The following is a 17,091-nucleotide window of genomic DNA, read 5'->3' on the forward strand; positions in this document are numbered from 1 at the left end:
TTGTTACTACTTGCATTTCTGCGCTGGGCTACCAGGACTCGAACCTAGAATGACGGTACCAGAAACCGTAGTGTTGCCAATTACACCATAGCCCATGGTGTTACAAGTACCCCCGACCGGATTCGAACCGGCGCTACTGCCGTGAGAGGGCAGCGTGCTAGGCCGCTACACAACGGGGGCCCTAGCGATCCTGCATCGAGAGCGTGGGTGCGACCCAGATGATCTCGCGGGAAGGATCTGTACCCCCGACCGGATTCGAACCGGCGCTACTGCCGTGAGAGGGCAGCGTGCTAGGCCGCTACACAACGGGGGCTTGTTACTACTTGCATTTCTGCGCTGGGCTACCAGGACTCGAACCTAGAATGACGGTACCAGAAACCGTAGTGTTGCCAATTACACCATAGCCCACCAAAACTCAACCCCGGCGAGGGGTTTTGTTCGGCTTGCGCTTCTCGTTCGGATCTTTCGTTCCGCTCGGGCGGCGCAGGAAGAACATTACCCGAAGGTGTCCGGCGCTCCAAAACGGGTATTGCCCGCCGGGCCTGTCCGGCGGATCAGGGCCGAGCGGTCCCCAGCAGTCCGGGCAGCTGATCGAGCCCGCCGATGCGGACGAGTTCGGGCCGTCCACCACGCCCGCCCCGGTCCAGCCAGATCCCCCGCAGCCCGGCGGCGACCGCCCCACCGGCGTCGATGTCCGGCTCGTCCCCCACGTACGCGACCTCCCGCGGCTCCAGCGCCAGTGCGTCGCAGGCGGCGTGGAAGGCGCCGGCCTCGGGCTTGGAGACGCCCAGCTCCACGGCGCACACCACAGCCTCGAAACGGTCCCGCACACCGAGCGTGCGCAGCTTGCGGTCCTGGTTGTGGATGCTGGAGTTCGACAGCACCGCGTGCCGGAACCCGTCCGCCAGCAGATCCAGCACGGGCAGCACATCCGGGAAGAGCGACCAGGCGGCCTCGTAGTGGGCCGCGTGCCGAGCAAACCAGAGGTCGGCCTCCTCGTCCTCCAGCGCCGGCGAGACGAACTCCCTGACCCGGTCCCGGCGCTGCCCCAGGAAGTCCGTCTCCCCGGCGGCGAACCGCGCCCAGTGCGCATCGGTGATCGTCCGCCATGCGGCGAGGGCCTGCTCGACGGAGTCGTATCCGTCGGGCAGGCCCTCCTGTTCGAGGTGCTTGCGCATGCCGACGCGGTCGGCGCCGGTGTAGTCGAAGATCGTGTCGTCGATGTCCCAGAGGACCGCGCGGATCGTCATGGGACCCAGCGTATGCGTCTACGCGGCGAGCATGGTGGGCTTCGCAGTGGTCAGCAGGCCGATGAACACGATCTTCAGGCCGTCGATCTCCTCCGGGGAGAACAGATCATCCGGACCGCCGGGCGCGCGGTCATGGAAGGGGCTGCCGACTTCGTACAGGTCTCCGACGTCGAGCACACCGCGCTTGGCGACCACGTCAATGATCAGCGTGATGAAGTCCAACTGTGCGGCACTCAGCTGTTTTCCCACGATGAAGCCCTCGAAGGCCTGCTGAGCCGCCTGCCGGTCGAGTCCGCACAAGGCGCGGACGAAAAGACCCAGACCTCCCATGGCCCGCACGTCGTCCAGATCCTCGGGCGAGGCCACCGCTTCGGCGAGGAAGATCTCTTCCAGGCCGGCCAGGTCGTCTTCGGTGATCTGCTCGTTGTGACGCAGCTTGTGCACGGTCGGCTGGTCCTCGTGACGCAGCAGATATGCGCGGGCCTTCTGGCGGAACCTGTGCTCGTCCGTGCCTGTCGGCATGTCCTTGATGTCCGCCTCGGAGATCTCACCGAACTCGTCCTCGAAGTCGGTGTAGACGATCTTCCGCTTGGCCTTGGCGTCCACCAGTTTGGCCAGCCCTCGCAGCCTCCTGCGCAGGTCTTCCAGCATCGGCAGGGTGGCGTCCTGCCACCACTCTTCGCCCGCTACCGCTTCCAGCAGCTCCACCTGTTCGGCGACGGCCGGGATATTGGTCTTGCCGAGCAGGTCCTCCGCGATGTCACGGATCTTCTGGCGCAGCTTGGCGTATTCCTTGCCGCCGTCCAGCGCCGCGAGCTGGAGCCGGAAGGCGATGAGGTCGAACCGCTTGGCCTCCTCGCGGGTCTCGTCGGGGTCCGGTTCGTGGTCGCTGGGCAGGCGGAGCAGCTTCTCGCGAACCGCGTGTTCGGCGTCTTCGTCGATGCGGTGCCAGGTGCGGAAGTCGGCGAACGTCTCGATCTCACGACGGTGCGGCCGGACGAGGAAGTTGTCCAGGTTCATCCCGGCAACGGTGGCGTGCAGGCGGTGGGCCAGGGCCCACCGGACAGACGGCTCCGTCGCGATGGCGTCGGGGCCGCCGTCACGGGCCGGGTCCGGCTGCTGTCGGCGGTCGAGGCTGCGCAGCAGGTCCAGCTGCAGGCCGAGCAGACGCTCACTCAGGGCAGGCGCCTGGCGGGCTTCTACGCCGGCGAGCTCGCTGTTGAAGAAGTCGATGTTGCCGCAGAAGTCGAAGACCCGGAAGTTCTGCTTGGCGTGATCGGGGTTCGTCTCGTCCGGCCCGAACAGCGCCGGGCGCAGCCGGGTGCCACGGCCGATCATCTGCCAGAACTTGGTCTTGGAGAAGACCGGCTTGGCGAAGACCAGGTTGACGACCTCCGGCACGTCGATGCCGGTGTCCAGCATGTCGACGGAGATCGCGATGTCGGGCTCCTTGCGCGCTGCGGAGAAGTCCTCGATCAGGGCCTGACGGTAGGTCTCCTTGTACGTGATCACTCGCGCCTGATGGCCGGCGCCCTTGGGATAGTTGGCGTTGTACCGGGCCTCGATGAATCGGGCGTGCTCATTGTTCTTCGCAAAGACGATCGTCTTGCCGAGGCGGTCGCCACCCTCGACCCGGTGGCCCTGGGTAACCAGAACCTCCAGCATCTTGTCGACGGTGTCCTCGTTGAACAAGATTCTGTTCATCTCGTGACGGCTGACGGCATCCGGCCTCTCGCCGTCCTCGGACCACTCCTTGTCATCCCATTCGGCCTTCTCCTCCTCGGAGAGATCCTCGTAGCGGATGCCGTGCTCCATGAACTTCAGCGGCACCTTCACGGCCTTCGGCGGCACGAGGTATCCCTCGCCGACCGCCTCGTTCAGTCCGTAGGAGTCGGTGGGGACGCCGTCCTCCAACTGGAACAGCTTGTACGTGTTGCGGTCGATCTCGTCCTTCGGGGTGGCGGTCAGGCCGAGGAGCAGCGAGTCGAAGTAGCGGAAGATCGCGCCGTACTTCGCATAGACGGAACGGTGGGCCTCGTCGATGACGATGAGGTCGAAGTAGCCGGGGCCGAAGCGGCGGCGGCCCGCGGTGTCCGTCACGTCGATCTGGTTCATCATCGTCTGGTAGGTGGAGACGAAGACGTGCGCCGACGCGGACTTGTCGTCCAGAAGACTGGCGACGGGGGTGTTCGGGAGGTGCTCCTTGAACGCCTTCATCGTCTGGATGACCAGGGCCTCACGGTCGGCGAGGAACAGCACGCGTTGAGCCCAGCCGGCCTTCTTCAGCTGGTCGACGAGGGCCACGGTGGTACGGGTCTTGCCGGTGCCGGTCGCCATGACGAGGAGGGCTTGGCGCTGGCAGTCACGTTCGTACGTCTCACCGACGCGCTTGATGGCGCGCAGCTGGTACGGGCGTCCGGCGATCTTCTCGTTCACCGGGGTCGTCGTCAGGGAGAGACGGCCCGCACGCTGCCGCACATGCCAATGGAGCTGGTCGTGGGTGAGGAAGCCCTGGACCTGGCGGGGCGGGTAGCGCAGGCCGTCGTCCCAGAGGTAGGTCTCGTAGCCGTTGGTGTAGAAGATCACCGGACGCCGGTTGAACTCGGCTGCGAGGGCGTCCGCGTACAGCTTGGCCTGCTGCTGGCCGTCGCGGGGGTCGCGGCGGGTGCGCTTGGCCTCGACGACGGCAAGGGGCTTGCCGTCCGCGCCCCACAGGACGTAGTCGACGTAGCCGTTGCCGGAGGCGGTCTGTATGCCGGTCACCGGACGTTCGACGGTGAACTTCCCCGCCGAGTCGGTCCCGGAGGCCGCCAGATCCCAGCCGGCCTCCTTGAGGAGAAGGTCTATGAACGTGTCGCGGGTGGCGGCCTCGTCGTAGTCGTGGGTGTCCTGGACCTTCTGGTTCGCGGCCTTGGCGGCGGCGACCTGGGCCCGGAGCTCGGCGAGCTGGGCGGCGAGGGCTTCGCTCGCGGCGCGGGCCTTGCCGAGCTCGTCCGCCTGCTGCTGGTAGCGCTTCTGGTCCTCCTCTGCCTGCTTACGCAACTCCGCCTGCTTCTTGAGGCGGGCCTCAGGAGAGAGCGGGCGCGGAATGGCGGTGGAGTCGAACTCCATGCCCGCGGTGGGGAGGTCGTGGGCCTGGCCCGTATAAGTGCGGGCGAACCAGTAGAGCGAGTGGAACAGCTCGCGCAGGCTCGCGGCGGCGGCCTGCGGGGGTACGGGGCCCTGTTTGTGGACCGCCTGGTTGCCCTGGCGGCGGATGATGTCCATCTTCGCGTTCACGGTGGGCCCGACGAGCGTCCGGAACGACGGCTCGTGGAGCATCGCGTTGAGGTCCATCTTGTACGGGGCCCGGAGCGAGGTGTCCTTGTCGTACATCCAGTGCACGGCCAGTTCGATCGCCCGACGGGCGTAGAAGCAGGCGGTCCGGGGGTCGGCGTAGGTGAGGCGCTCGGCGCGGCTGGCTTCTTCGTAGAGGGCCGGCCACTCAGCCTTGAGGAAGGCGAAGTTCCCGGCGGGGCGGGCGAGGTGGCGGGCGGCGGCTTCATCGGGCGACCGGCGCGGCATCGGGGGGCCGGGAGTGGGGCGCGGCCCCGGCTTGGGCGGACTCGCCTCTCCGCTGCTGTCGCCGATGCCGTCGTTCCCCTGGTTGCTGGCCATCGCTGTGGCGCCCCTCTCCCCTGTGCCGGTCGCTGTACGCGTCCGTGAGCTACGTGATGTGGCAGCGCCGACCGCACCCCGGGTCTCCCCAGACCGGGCGCGGTCGGCGTGGTGGTGCGGTTGTGCAGTGTTTCGCGTGCGGTGTTACGGGTTACGCGGCTTCATGATCCCAGAGCTGCCCGGCGAAGGCGCGCTGTTGGAGGGATTCGAAGAGCTCGTCGAGGGTGGCGAGGTGCGACTCATGTCGCTTCTTCGTTTCTTCAAGCGCGTCCAAACGCGATGCGAACTCCTGCTGCAGCCTGAGGGGCGGAAGCGAAATGGGGAGTACTTTCAGTTTGGCACCCGTGAGGTGAGCAATAGTGGCCGTCGACACGTGGTCGGACAGTCCGCCCCTCAAGCTAAGGATCCGGAGCATCCATACCAAATACTCCGCTCGCGCCAACTCGACATTGGGCCTTGCCCTATGCAGCGCCTTCTGGAAATAGCAATCCTCGACTTCACCTCGCCAGATCGCAGCCCGCCCCGGCTCCCCGCCCTCACAGATCATCAAGTCACCTGGAACAAGTCCGTAGGTGATCTTATCCTTGCCGTCGAAGTCCATTTCGAGGAGATCCGTGGTATTAATCCGAAACCACTGAACATTCGCATTGCGGAGATACGGGCGACTATTCCTTCCGGTTTCCCTCTTGGCATCGAGCATTTTTCCGAGTCGGGTATCACAGACTTCACCAAAAGGAAGTACTGGCCAGCCCTTTGGATTCAGTACGGGATCGCCGAACATGTCGAGGAAGATGGACTGGGCGAGACCATGGAGGAGAAGGATGGCCTCACGACGCTTGGCACGGAGTGCGTCCACCCGATCAAGAACTGCGGCGATACGATGCTGCTGGGCAAGCGAAGGAAGTTCCATCCCCAGTTCGCCAATGTCACTGCGATTCACCTGAAGGAAGGTGGCACCTTTCCCTTTTGCGACCAGCTCTCTCTCTTTAAATGTGACCCAATGCCACAAGAATTCCTGATTCAGACCCACCCTCGCACGCAAAGCGGCCACGCCACGCCCCAAGCAAAACTCTCCATCCGACCACACTTTCGCACCAATTGATGCGCGAATACTCAGGACAATATCACCGGGTTTTGAGAGCTTACTTGCTTCCGTCGTCCATTTCTTAGGGGCAAGCCTACCCGCCGAGAAATCACCTGCCCCAGCAATGAGAGCCCACCCTTCTCTCGTAGTATTATATGAAGCCCCATTCGGAGCTTGCCCCATGATGATGTCGCACACTCTGGAGAGTTGCGTCTTTTCAGTCACGCGAGCAACTCCTTCAACTCTTCCATGCTCTTGGAAATCTCGGCTTCCAGACGTTCCACGTCGGCCAGGATTTCGAGGGGAGATCGGGTCCTGATCTCCTCATGGATGCTTTGTTTGTAGCGGTTCAGGGACAGGTCGTAGCCCTGGGCCGCAATGTCCGCCTTGGGGATGCAGAAGCTCTGTTCGGTCCTCGCGCGGTCGCGCTCTGAGGTGCCTCGGTTGAACCAGCGAGTCAGAACGTCCGGAAGGTTGTTCCTCTCGTGCTCCTCCTCAGTCAGAGGCTTGTCCGCAGGCGTCGGGCGGACGCCGAGGCGGTCTTCCGGGAGGAGTTCGTTGCGCTTGTCGTCCAGGGAGAGGCCGTCGGCCTTGACGTCGTAGAACCAGACGTCCTCCGTGCCGCCACTGTCGGTGCGCGTGAAGAAGAGAATGGCCGTCGAGACACCGGCGTACGGCTTGAAGACGCCACTGGGGAGCTTGACCACCGCCTGGAGCTGCTGCTCCTCGACCAGCATGCGGCGAAGTTCCTTGTGGGCCTTTGTGGAACCGAAGAGGACGCCGTCGGGGACGATGACGGCCGCACGGCCACCAGGCTTGAGGAGGCGCAGGAACAGAGTGAGGAAGAGGAGTTCCGTCTTCTTGGTCTTGACAATCGACTGAAGGTCCTTCGCCGTCGACTCGTAGTCGAGGCTGCCCGCGAAGGGTGGGTTGGCAAGGATCAGGGAGTACTTCTCGGACTCGCCGGCCGCCGACTCCGCGAGGGAATCGCGGTAGCGGATGTCCGGGTTCTCCACGCCGTGGAGCAGCATGTTCATCGAGCCGATGCGGAGCATCGTGGAGTCGAAGTCGAAGCCGTGGAACATCGACTCGTTGAAGTGCTTGCGCTGTTCCGCGCCGAGCAGTGCTTCCTTATGGGTGCGCTTCACGTACGAGGACGTCTGCACCAGGAAGCCAGCCGTGCCACAGGCCGGGTCACACACCTCGTCGCCAGGGCCGGGCTGGGTCATCTCGACCATCAGGTCGATGATGTGCCGAGGCGTGCGGAACTGGCCGTTCTGTCCGGCCGAGGCGATCTTCGCGAGCAGGTACTCGTAGATGTCGCCCTTGGTGTCACTCCGGTCCATACCGAGGTCATCGAGGAGGTCGACAACCTTCGCGAGGAGGTTCGCGTTCGGGATGGTGAAGCGGGCGTCCTTCATGTGATGCGAGTACGTCGAGTCGTCGCCGCCCATGCGGCGCAGGTACGGGAAGACGCCTTCGGCGACGATCCCGTACATGATCTCGGGGTCGCGGACCTTGAAGTTCTGCCAGCGCAGATCCTGCTGGTCCGCGTCGAAGAACGGGTCGGGGTCAGGCGTGCCCGTGGCGTTCGCCCTGCGGTCCTTGACCGTCTGGAGCTCGTCCAGGCGCTTGATGAAGAGCAGGTACGTGATCTGCTCCATCACCTCCAGCGGATTGGAGATGCCACCCGACCAGAACGCGTCCCAGACGCGTCCCACCTTGCTCTTCACTTCACCGGTAATCACTCTGGGAGCTTACTTCCGCCCGCTGACACCGGGAGTCACTGCGGCATACCCGACTCTACGCTCCGTAACGGCGGAGTCGCAGCCTCATTCAGGGTTGCGTCCCAAGGCTCTCGTTCTCCTTGATCGACGCGACCAGAGCGGACAGGCCAGCCCGGGTTGCGACGAGTATCACGTCCGGGTCGTCGCTCTCACGCAACCGGAGCGTGCCGTCTGGCGCAGCGGCCAGGTTGACGCAGTTCGCAGCCTCGCCGCTGAACGATGACTTCTGCCATACCAAGGGAGCCACGGGATTCCACTTTCTCTCAGAGTGAGCGCATGACGTGCAGGATGAGATCCCGCGACTTCGACGGCCCGAGCGCACACGCCTCCATGCGGTCCAGCACCGTCCGGTACTTGGCGACCTGAGCCTCGCTGTCGACGAATACGGAGCCATGGTCCGTATCCAGTTGAACGGTGTCCAGCTGCGGAAGCGGGCCGCCGAACCCCATTCTCAGTGCGGCCTCGTGGACGATCGCCGTCACCGGAGTCGGCCCGCTCCCGTGCAGAACCGCCTGGCGCTTGAGCCTGTGGGAAACCCGGTGTTCCACCTCGTACGGAGCCAAGGCAGGCACTCGCGCACGACGACGGGAGCGCCCAGGTCGCCGCCGTGGACGGCGGGTTCCGGATGTCGCTGCGCACTCTCCTGACCGTGCTGCCCACATGATCTCCATGCGCCCCGGAAGCGTCGGCTGCCTCGTATGGCCCGGCTCGGCGACTGGCCCTCTCACTCCAGAGGGTTGAACCCGGTCAACTCAGAGCGACGTCACGCTTGACCCTGGGCTCCGGCGCCTGGCAGCATCGGAAGCAGCAAACAAAACATCGCGCATATGGCTGCGCAGACCCTGTGGCCGTCCCTTCGGGGGCGGCCACAGACGTGTTTCAGGGGAGGTTCGGTGCATCTCTGCTACATCGACGAGGCCGGTAACGGGCAGACGCTCGATCCGGCCAAACCGGATGCGCCGCCCGTACTCGTCATCGGCGGATTCACCGTTCCCCGCTCCCAAGTCAATGAGCTGACCTGGGACTTCCTCAACGTCAAGAAGCACTACCGGCCCCAGTTGCAGCACGTCATGCATCTGTCCGAGCTGATCCAGCACGAGATCAAGGGGTCCGACGTCCGCAAGAACCTGCGGGTCGGCAACCACAACTGGCGCCGGGCCGCGATGGAACTCGTGTCGTCCCTGCTCGACATACTGGAACGCCACGACGCGCGGCTCCTCGCCCGCGTCTGGATCAAGGAGGAAGGGCTCGCGTTCAACGAGTCCGGCGTCTACCCGACCTCCGTGGGTTCGTTGACCGAGACGTTCCAGGCTCAGCTGGCGCACGAACATTCACGCGGGATGATGGTCCTCGACAGCCGCACCAAGGTGAAGAACGCGCCCAACGTGCACTACGTGACCACCCGCAAGTACCGCACGGGCGGGGACGGTCTCCGGGGGATCATCGAGTCCCCCGTCTTCGGTCACAGCGACACGCACACCCTGTTACAGGTCGCGGACCTGGTGGTGTCGTCCTTGCTGTTCCCGATCGCCTGCCATGCCTATCTCAACGACCTCACGTGGAACGTGCACTGCGACGACGCCTACACGCCGCTCCGGGAGGAGTTCGGTGAGCGTCTGAAGAAGCTCCAGTTCCGCTACCAGGATCCGAACGGGAAGTGGCGCGGCGGCATCGTGGTCTCGGACCGGCGCACCGCGCAGTCCTCCAGCCTGATGTTCGGCGACGGGAGGCGTGTGGGAGCCGGGGCCGTCATCCCCGGGCAGCAGGCCGGCCCGCGCGGAGTGCCGCAGGCGCCGTGAATGGCCGGGGCCGGGGGCTCCCCGTGGGAACCCCCGGCCTCCACCACGTACGTACGGCCGTTACGCGGCCAGCTTCGCCAGGGCCGCGTCGATGCGGGCGAGCGTCTTCTCGCGGCCCAGGATCTCCAGGGACTCGAAGAGCGGCAGGCCGATCGTGCGGCCGGTGACGGCGACGCGGACCGGGGCCTGGGCCTTGCCGAGCTTCAGGCCGTGCTCCTCGCCCGCGGTGAGGATGGCGTTCTTCAGGGCGTCCGCGTTCCACTCGGCGTCGGCCAGCTTGGCGCGGGCCGTGACGAGCAGGGCGTCGGAGCCCTCCTTCATCGCCTTGGTCCAGGACGCCTCGTCCGTCGCCGGCTCGTCGAGGAAGAGGAAGTCGACGTTGGCCGTGATGTCCGAGAGGACCGTGACGCGGGTCTGGGCGTGCGGGGCGATCGACGCGAACCGGTCCGCGTCGAAGGCCTCCGGGGCCCACGGGGCGAACGGGGCCTTCAGCCAGGGGCCGCAGGCCTCGGTGAACGCCTTCACGTCCATCCGGCGGATGTGCTCCGCGTTGATGTGCTCGCACTTCTTCAGGTCGAAGCGCGCCGGGTTGGCGTTGACGTCCTCGATGTCGAACGCGGCCACCATCTCCTCGACGGAGAAGATGTCGCGGTCCTCGGCGATCGACCAGCCCAGCAGGGAGAGGTAGTTGAGCAGCCCCTCGGGCAGGAAGCCGCGCTCGCGGTAGAGGTTGAGCGAGGCCTGCGGGTCACGCTTGGAGAGCTTCTTGTTGCCCTCGCCCATGACGTACGGCAGGTGGCCGAAGGCGGGGGTGTCCTTGGCGATGCCCAGCTCGATGAGCGCCTTGTAGAGGGCGAGCTGGCGCGGGGTGGAGGAGAGCAGGTCCTCGCCGCGCAGGACGTGGGTGATCTCCATCAGCGCGTCGTCGACCGGGTTGACCAGCGTGTAGAGCGGGGCGCCGTTGGCGCGGACGATGCCGTAGTCCGGCACGTTCTCCGGCTGGAAGGTCAGCTCGCCGCGGACCAGGTCGTTGAAGGTGAGCGCCTCGTCGGGCATCCGGAAGCGGACGATGGACGTCCGGCCCTCGGCCTCGTACGCGGCGGTCTGCTCGGCGCTCAGCTCGCGGCAGTGGCCGTCGTAGCCGGACGGCTTGCCGGCGGCGCGGGCGGCGTCGCGGCGGGCGTCGAGCTCCTCGGTGGTGCAGTAGCAGTGGTACGCGTAACCGCCCGCGAGGAGCCTGTCGGCGACGTCCTTGTAGATGTCCATGCGCTGCGACTGGCGGTACGGGGCGTGCGGGCCGCCGACCTCGGGGCCCTCGTCCCAGTCGAAGCCGAGCCAGCGCATCGACTCCAGGAGCTGGTTGTAGGAGTCCTCGGAGTCGCGGGCGGCGTCGGTGTCCTCGATGCGGAAGACCAGGGTGCCGCCGTGGTGCCGGGCGAAGGCCCAGTTGAACAGGGCGGTGCGGACCAGGCCCACGTGGGGGTTGCCGGTCGGGGAGGGACAGAAACGTACACGGACTGGTGCGTTAACCACGCTTGATCACCTTGTTGGTGAGAGTGCCGATGCCTTCGATGGTGACGGCGACCTCGTCGCCGACATGGAGGGGTCCGACCCCTGCGGGAGTGCCGGTGAGGATCACATCGCCCGGGAGCAGCGTCATGGCTTCCGTGATGTGGACGACCAGATCCTCGATCGAACGGATCATGTCGCTCGTACGGCCCAGTTGGCGTTGCTCGCCGTTGACCGTGGCCTGGATGGTCAGGTCGTGGGGGTCGAGGTCCGTCTCCACCCAGGGGCCGAGCGGGCAGGAGGTGTCGAAGCCCTTGGCCCGCGCCCACTGCTTCTCGCGCTTCTGGGCGTCGCGGGCGGTGACGTCATTGGCGCAGGTGTAGCCGAAGATGACGTCCTTCACGCGCTCGCGCGGCACTTCCCGGCACATGCGGCCGATGACCACGGCCAGCTCGGCCTCGTGATGGAGTTCGTTCGAGAAGGAGGGGTACTCGATCGCGTCGCCGGAGCCGATCACCGAGGTGGTGGGCTTGAAGAAGGCGACGGGGACGTCCGGTACCTCGTTGCCGAGTTCCGCGGCGTGCTCCGCGTAGTTGCGGCCGATGGCCACGACCTTGTTGGGGAGCACGGGCGGCAGGAGGCGGACCTTGCTCAGCGGGACCTTGGTGCCGGAGAGCTCGAACTCGGCGTACGGAATGCCCTTGATGATGTCGAGGACGAGACCATCGGGCCCCTCGCCCTCGACGGCGCCGAAGGCGACATTGCCGTCGATGGAGAACCTGGCGATGCGCACGGGATGCTGTCGCCCCTCACTTGCTGGCTGAAGACTGACGCTCCAGGCTAACGCGTTGCCCGGCGGGGATTGCCCCAATTGCCGGGCGGCGTGACGGGGCGGCCCCGCCGGGCGGGGCATCGGCGCGGGTGAGGGGACGGCGCCCGCGTCACTCCGCGACGGCGGCGGTGACCGGGGCCACCATGAGGATGGTGCGCCGGGGGTTGGCCGTCTGGGTGGGCAGGTCCACGGCGTGCTCCGGCTGCTCCGGCGTCCGCAGATCTTCGGCGTCCTTGAGGTGCGCCAGCGTGGTGCGCCGGGGGTTGGCAATGTTGCGGAACATCATCGTCGTCTTCATCTGCCGTTCGGACCCTGTCGGTACGGGCGCCGCCCGGAGGGGCGCCGGTTGTCGGATTTGCCATCCCTGTAAAGCGTCAGGCTAAACATCCGATTCCCTGCGGGAGCCCGGAAGAGACGGCGATCATCATGTGAGTTTGCTCACGACCGCACCGACAATTCCCTCATTTCAGGCGCTCGATCACATCGACAGAAACGGACATTACGGCACTGAATTAGTCATTCCACTCCTGACCATGGCGACTGGGACACCCTTTACGCTTCGCCGATTCAACCGTAATCGTCCGCTTTATCCATGATCACGCTCCACTGCTTGTTACTCAATCATCACAACGCGTCACCCAGGTCACAGCCCGGCACGGGGCCCTTGTTGGAGATCCGGCACTGTGCTGGAATTCCACGCACCGCCGCGGGTTTCAAGCCGGCGCGCAGGGGCGCAACGGAGCGCCGAGTGGCGGCGGAAAGGGGAAGGACGCCGGTCACTCACGACCACCATGGGGCGGGCACAACGCCCCACGACGCCGACACCGTTCCATCGCTTCGCGCGGAGGAACGCCTGGTCCAGAGGTTGCGACGCTAGTGCAGGGACGTTTCAAGAGGGATGGCAGCGCTGCGGCGGAGCAGGAGCCGCACGGCGGGACCGACCGCGGTCCCTCGGCCCAGCACGCCCAGAACCCCGGGCCTGCCGCGGCCGGTGACAACGGCGACCGTGCTCAGCGCCCCGGTGCCACGGCGAACGGCGACACCGATCCGATCTCGTCGCTCAAGTCCCGAAGCCCCGTCAGCACCGGCTCGCGAGTCGCTCTTCGCAACTGGCGCATCAGTACGCGCCTGGTCTCCCTGCTCGCCCTTCCCGTGGTCGCCGCGACCACGCTGGGCGGACTGCGGATCAACGACTCCATGAACGACATCCAGCAGCTGGACCACATGCAGCTGCTGACCAGGATGACCAAGCAGGCGACGTCGCTCGCCCAGGCGCTCCAGGAGGAGCGCGACCGTTCGGCCGGTCCGCTGGCCAACGGGGTGAAGCCCGACGACTTCAAGGTCACCGAGCCCCGCAAGAAGACCGACCGGGCGAAGACGGCCTTCCTCGACGCGACGACCTCGATCGGCGACCCCTCCGGCGACGAGGCCCTCGAAGGCATCTATTCGAGCGTCACCCAGATCGCGAGCCAGCTGGCCGAGATCCGGGACATCCGCAAGACGGCGTACAGCAAGGACACCCCGAGTCTCCAGACCGTCGACCAGTACAGCCAGCTCATCACCTCGCTGCTGAGCCTCTCGCAGGACATGGCGCAGGCAACCAGCAACTCGGAGATGGTCAAGCGGACGCGGGCGCTGGCGGCCTTCTCCTCCGCCAAGGAGTACGCCTCGGTCCAGCGCGCGATCATCGCCGCGGCCCTGCCCGGCGGCAACGACAAACAGCCGCACCTCGACGAGAACGACAAGCAGTTCGGCCGCGCCGCACTGCGTAAGGAGGGCTCGGCGCTCCGCTCCTTCAAGGCCGTGTACCAGGCGACCGGCAACAACGCCGACGAGCTGACCGCCACGCTGGACGAGGGCAACCCGGAGATCAAGGCGGCCAACACCTACGCGAAGAAGGTGCTGGACAGCCCCTCGGGCATGACCGGCACCGCGCGCCGCTCCTACCTGGACTGGTACGACCAGAGCTCCACCAAGATCCAGGCCATGAAGACCATCGAGGAGACCCTCCTCAGCGACATGGAGGGCAAGGCCCGCGAGCTCCGCGACGAGTCGAAGCGCGAAGCGATCATCAGCGGTGCGCTCATCCTGCTGGTGCTCGGTGTCTCGCTGGTCGGTGCCTTCGTCGTCGCCCGGTCGATGATCCGCTCGCTGCGCCGCCTCCAGGACACCGCTACGCGCGTCGCCCAGGACCGGCTGCCCGAGCTCGTCAAGCAGCTCTCCGAGGCCGACCCGCAGGACGTGGACACCTCGGTCGAATCGGTCGGTGTGCACTCCCGGGACGAAATCGGCAAGGTGGCCGCGGCCTTCGACGACGTGCACCGCGAGGCCGTCCGTCTCGCCGCCGAGCAGGCCCTTCTCCGGGGCAACGTCAACGCGATGTTCACCAACCTCTCGCGCCGCAGCCAGGGCCTCATCCAGCGTCAGCTCTCGCTCATCTCCGAACTGGAGTCGCGCGAGGCCGACCCGGACCAGCTCTCCTCGCTCTTCAAGCTCGACCACCTCGCGACCCGTATGCGCCGTAACGGCGAGAACCTCCTCGTCCTCGCGGGCGAGGAGCCGGGCCGCCGGTGGACCCGGCCCGTCCCGCTGGTCGACGTGCTCCGTGCCGCCGCCTCCGAGGTGGAACAGTACGAGCGCATCGAACTGGCCGCAGTGCCCGCCACCGAGGTCGCGGGCCGCGTGGTCAACGACCTCGTGCACCTGCTCGCCGAGCTGCTGGAGAACGCCACGTCGTTCTCCTCGCCGCAGACGAAGGTCCGGGTCACCGGTCACGCGCTGCCCGACGGGCGGGTGCTGGTCGAGATCCACGACACCGGCATCGGTCTCTCCCCCGAGGACCTCGCGGCGATCAACGAGCGGCTCGCCTCGCCGCCCACCGTGGACGTCTCGGTCTCCCGCCGCATGGGTCTGTTCGTGGTCGGTCGGCTGTCCCTGCGCCACGGCATCCGGATCCAGCTGCGGCCCTCCGACTCCGGTGGCACGACCGCGCTGGTCATGCTGCCCGTCGATGTCGCGCACGGCGGCAAGCAGCCGGTTCCCAAGCAGGCACCCGGGCAGCAGTCCGGCGCCCCCGGCGGCCTGCTCGCCGGTGGCGGCGCGACGGGCGCGGGCAACGGCCCCCGTCCCGGCCTCGGCGGCGCCCCGTCGGGCCCGGCCGGCCGTCTCGCCTCGGGTCCGGGCGCCTCGCGCGGCCAGGTCGGTGCGGGCTCCGCGCCGCGTGCCGCACTGCCCTCGCGCGACGGCGGGCCCCGCCACCAGCAGAACCCGCAGGGCCAGCAGAACGCCGGATTCCAGTCCGCCGGGCTGTCCAACACCGGACCGCAGGACGTCTCCCGCCCGGAGGCGCAGCGTCAGGGCGGCGGCCTCGCCGGCGCCTTCGGCAACGGCGCCCGCCTCGGTGCCCGCGGCCAGGGCGACGGAGCGGGTCGTACGGACTCGGGCCGGCCCGACCTGTTCGGCCAGAACCACCAGGACCAGAACCGCCAGGACCAGAACGGCCCGCAGGGCGGCCGGCCGAACGGCCCCGCCCCGTGGCAGCCGTCGCAGCCGCAGCAGGCCCGGCAGAACCCGGCCGGCCAGGGCGGCTTCCAGCAACCCGGCGGCCAGGGCGGGCCCGACCGTCAGCTGCCCCCCGTCGGCGGCCCGCGTGCCGAGCTGCCCGGTGGCAACCCTTCCCCGAGCTCTCCGAGCAGGGGATACCCCACTCCGCAGCGTCCGCAGACCACCAGCTGGGGCGCCGAGGAGCAGTCCGCGCCACGGCGTACTCCGCTGGACGCCCCGCGCGGTCACGAGGAGCCCGAGTCCACCGGTCAGTTCCAGCGGCCGATGAACCCGCCGCTCACCCCGCGGGCGCCCATGGACGACCGGCAGGGTCCCGGCTCCACCGCCGAGTTCGCCCGCCCGGACTTCTCGGCTCCGGCCCCGCAGGCCCACGCCCCGCAGGACCTCTCCGCCCAGGACCCGGCGGGCACCGCGCAGTTCGCCCGTCCCGACTTCGGGCAGCCGCAGCCCGGCCGGGCGCAGGACCAGGGACTGCCGGCCCCGCGTCAGCGCGGCCGGGACGACGAGGACTTCGGTGCTCCGCGTCCGCCCGCCGCGCCCACCGGTGACGGGCAGTACCGTCCGGTCCTGCCGCCGCAGCCGCAGCCCGAGGCGCTGCCTCCGGCGGCCGGTCCCGGGGACGGTCGTACGCCGCTGTACGACACCCTGGAGACGAACTGGTTCCACGGCCCGCAGCAGGGCGCCCAGCAGCCGCCCGCCGAGCCGCAGGCGCCCGCGCCCCTCCCCCAGCAGTCGGCCCAGGAGCCTTTCGCTCCCGCGGCGCCGCAGCGCGGCGGAGGCGACCCGGGCAGCACCACAAGTTCCTGGCGCCCCTCGCCGAACGACGAACTCGTACGGCAGGCGGAGCGGGTCAAGAAGCCCGCGGCAGGCGGAGTCACCACCTCCGGACTGCCGCGCCGAGTGCCTCGCGCCAACCTGGTGCCGGGCACCGCTCAGCAGCAGAACCATCAGTCCGGTCCGCAGGTGTCACGTGCCCCCGATGACGTACGCGGGCGGTTGACCAATCTCCGCCGGGGCATCCAGCAAGGGCGGCAGGCCAACAACGGCCAGTCGACCGGCAGTTTCCCACTCGGCCCCACTCACCAGCAGGAGCGTTAGTTGAGCCCGATGAGTCAGGCCGCGCAGAATCTGAACTGGTTGATCACCAATTTCGTGGACAACACCCCCGGGGTGTCGCACACGGTGGTGGTCTCCGCCGACGGACTCCTGCTGGCCATGTCCGAAGGATTCCCCCGTGACCGTGCCGACCAACTGGCGGCCGTCGCCTCCGGGCTGACCTCGCTGACCGCGGGCGCCTCCCGGATCTTCGAGGGCGGCGCCGTCAGCCAGACCGTGGTGGAGATGGAACGCGGGTTCCTCTTCCTGATGTCCATCTCGGACGGCTCCTCGCTGGCCGTCCTCGCCCACCCGGACGCCGACATCGGTCTGGTGGGGTACGAGATGGCCCTGCTGGTCGACCGTGCCGGCACCGTCCTCACCCCCGACCTCCGTGCCGAGCTCCAGGGCAGCCTGCTCCATTAGGCGGCCATGGATCGATGACAGACTCGATTGCCCCAGCCCTCAACCCTCGCCCGTCCGGCCGCTTAGAGCCCCCCACCGGCCCCTTCAG

Annotated in this window: 11 protein-coding genes, 4 tRNA genes and 1 pseudogene; 3 read left to right on the forward strand and 13 right to left on the reverse strand. The window is 67.3% G+C overall.

What is annotated here, in order from left to right:
• Positions 1 to 23: 23 nt before the first annotated feature.
• The 10 genes and pseudogenes from ACFVX4_RS26655 to ACFVX4_RS26700 form a co-directional block, all read right to left on the reverse strand.
• Positions 24 to 95: transfer RNA gene (locus ACFVX4_RS26655), tRNA-Gln, on the reverse strand.
• A gap of 12 nt (positions 96 to 107) precedes the next feature.
• A tRNA-Glu gene (locus ACFVX4_RS26660) sits at positions 108 to 180 on the reverse strand.
• A gap of 60 nt (positions 181 to 240) precedes the next feature.
• Positions 241 to 313, reverse strand: a tRNA-Glu gene (locus ACFVX4_RS26665).
• Positions 314 to 336: 23 nt separating this feature from the next.
• Positions 337 to 408: transfer RNA gene (locus tag ACFVX4_RS26670), tRNA-Gln, on the reverse strand.
• A gap of 146 nt (positions 409 to 554) precedes the next feature.
• Complete coding sequence (locus ACFVX4_RS26675) at positions 555 to 1,250, reverse strand: HAD family hydrolase (RefSeq protein ID WP_389981534.1); 696 nt, start codon at positions 1,248 to 1,250, stop codon at positions 555 to 557.
• Positions 1,251 to 1,268: 18 nt separating this feature from the next.
• Positions 1,269 to 4,907 (reverse strand): DEAD/DEAH box helicase family protein, encoded by a 3,639-nt coding sequence (locus tag ACFVX4_RS26680; RefSeq protein ID WP_389981536.1) that lies wholly within the window; start codon positions 4,905 to 4,907, stop codon positions 1,269 to 1,271.
• A gap of 151 nt (positions 4,908 to 5,058) precedes the next feature.
• Positions 5,059 to 6,216: a restriction endonuclease subunit S gene (locus ACFVX4_RS26685; protein WP_389981538.1), complete on the reverse strand. Its 1,158-nt coding sequence runs from the start codon at positions 6,214 to 6,216 to the stop codon at positions 5,059 to 5,061.
• Positions 6,213 to 7,739: an N-6 DNA methylase gene (locus tag ACFVX4_RS26690; RefSeq protein ID WP_389981540.1), complete on the reverse strand. Its 1,527-nt coding sequence runs from the start codon at positions 7,737 to 7,739 to the stop codon at positions 6,213 to 6,215. Before ACFVX4_RS26690 ends, ACFVX4_RS26685 begins: the two co-directional genes overlap by 4 nt.
• Before the next feature lie 88 nt (positions 7,740 to 7,827).
• Entirely contained in the window at positions 7,828 to 8,100 is a 273-nt protein-coding gene (locus tag ACFVX4_RS26695; protein ID WP_389981542.1) for a DUF397 domain-containing protein, read from the reverse strand.
• Positions 8,042 to 8,350, reverse strand: a pseudogene (locus tag ACFVX4_RS26700) (Scr1 family TA system antitoxin-like transcriptional regulator); the annotation flags it as partial. The gene ACFVX4_RS26695 and the pseudogene ACFVX4_RS26700, both read right to left, overlap by 59 nt.
• 321 nt (positions 8,351 to 8,671) lie before the next feature.
• On the opposite strand from ACFVX4_RS26700, the gene ACFVX4_RS26705 reads away from it, so the two are divergent.
• Positions 8,672 to 9,577 carry a DUF3800 domain-containing protein gene (locus ACFVX4_RS26705; RefSeq protein WP_389981544.1) on the forward strand — a complete coding sequence of 302 codons (906 nt, stop codon included), beginning with the start codon at positions 8,672 to 8,674 and terminating at the stop codon, positions 9,575 to 9,577.
• Positions 9,578 to 9,637: 60 nt separating this feature from the next.
• Here the strand turns inward: ACFVX4_RS26705 and gltX are convergent, their stop codons facing one another.
• From gltX to ACFVX4_RS26720, 3 genes are all read right to left on the reverse strand, one after another.
• Positions 9,638 to 11,110: a glutamate--tRNA ligase gene (gltX, locus tag ACFVX4_RS26710; RefSeq protein ID WP_389981546.1), complete on the reverse strand. Its 1,473-nt coding sequence runs from the start codon at positions 11,108 to 11,110 to the stop codon at positions 9,638 to 9,640.
• Positions 11,103 to 11,879 (reverse strand): fumarylacetoacetate hydrolase family protein, encoded by a 777-nt coding sequence (locus tag ACFVX4_RS26715; RefSeq protein ID WP_093545179.1) that lies wholly within the window; start codon positions 11,877 to 11,879, stop codon positions 11,103 to 11,105. The genes gltX and ACFVX4_RS26715 overlap by 8 nt, the downstream gene beginning before the upstream one ends.
• Before the next feature lie 148 nt (positions 11,880 to 12,027).
• Positions 12,028 to 12,216, reverse strand: a complete 189-nt coding sequence (locus ACFVX4_RS26720) for a hypothetical protein (RefSeq protein ID WP_266427080.1) — start codon at positions 12,214 to 12,216, stop codon at positions 12,028 to 12,030.
• Positions 12,217 to 12,794: 578 nt separating this feature from the next.
• On the opposite strand from ACFVX4_RS26720, the gene ACFVX4_RS26725 reads away from it, so the two are divergent.
• Both ACFVX4_RS26725 and ACFVX4_RS26730 read left to right on the forward strand, forming a co-directional pair.
• Positions 12,795 to 16,580, forward strand: a complete 3,786-nt coding sequence (locus ACFVX4_RS26725) for a nitrate- and nitrite sensing domain-containing protein (protein ID WP_389981548.1) — start codon at positions 12,795 to 12,797, stop codon at positions 16,578 to 16,580.
• The gene (locus ACFVX4_RS26730) at positions 16,581 to 17,003 is read left to right on the forward strand and encodes a roadblock/LC7 domain-containing protein (protein ID WP_003966009.1); all 423 of its coding nucleotides are present in this window, start codon (positions 16,581 to 16,583) and stop codon (positions 17,001 to 17,003) included. It begins immediately after the preceding gene.
• Positions 17,004 to 17,091: the final 88 nt, after the last annotated feature.

The organism is Streptomyces sp. NPDC058240, assembly GCF_042882135.1.
GTDB lineage: Bacteria > Actinomycetota > Actinomycetes > Streptomycetales > Streptomycetaceae > Streptomyces.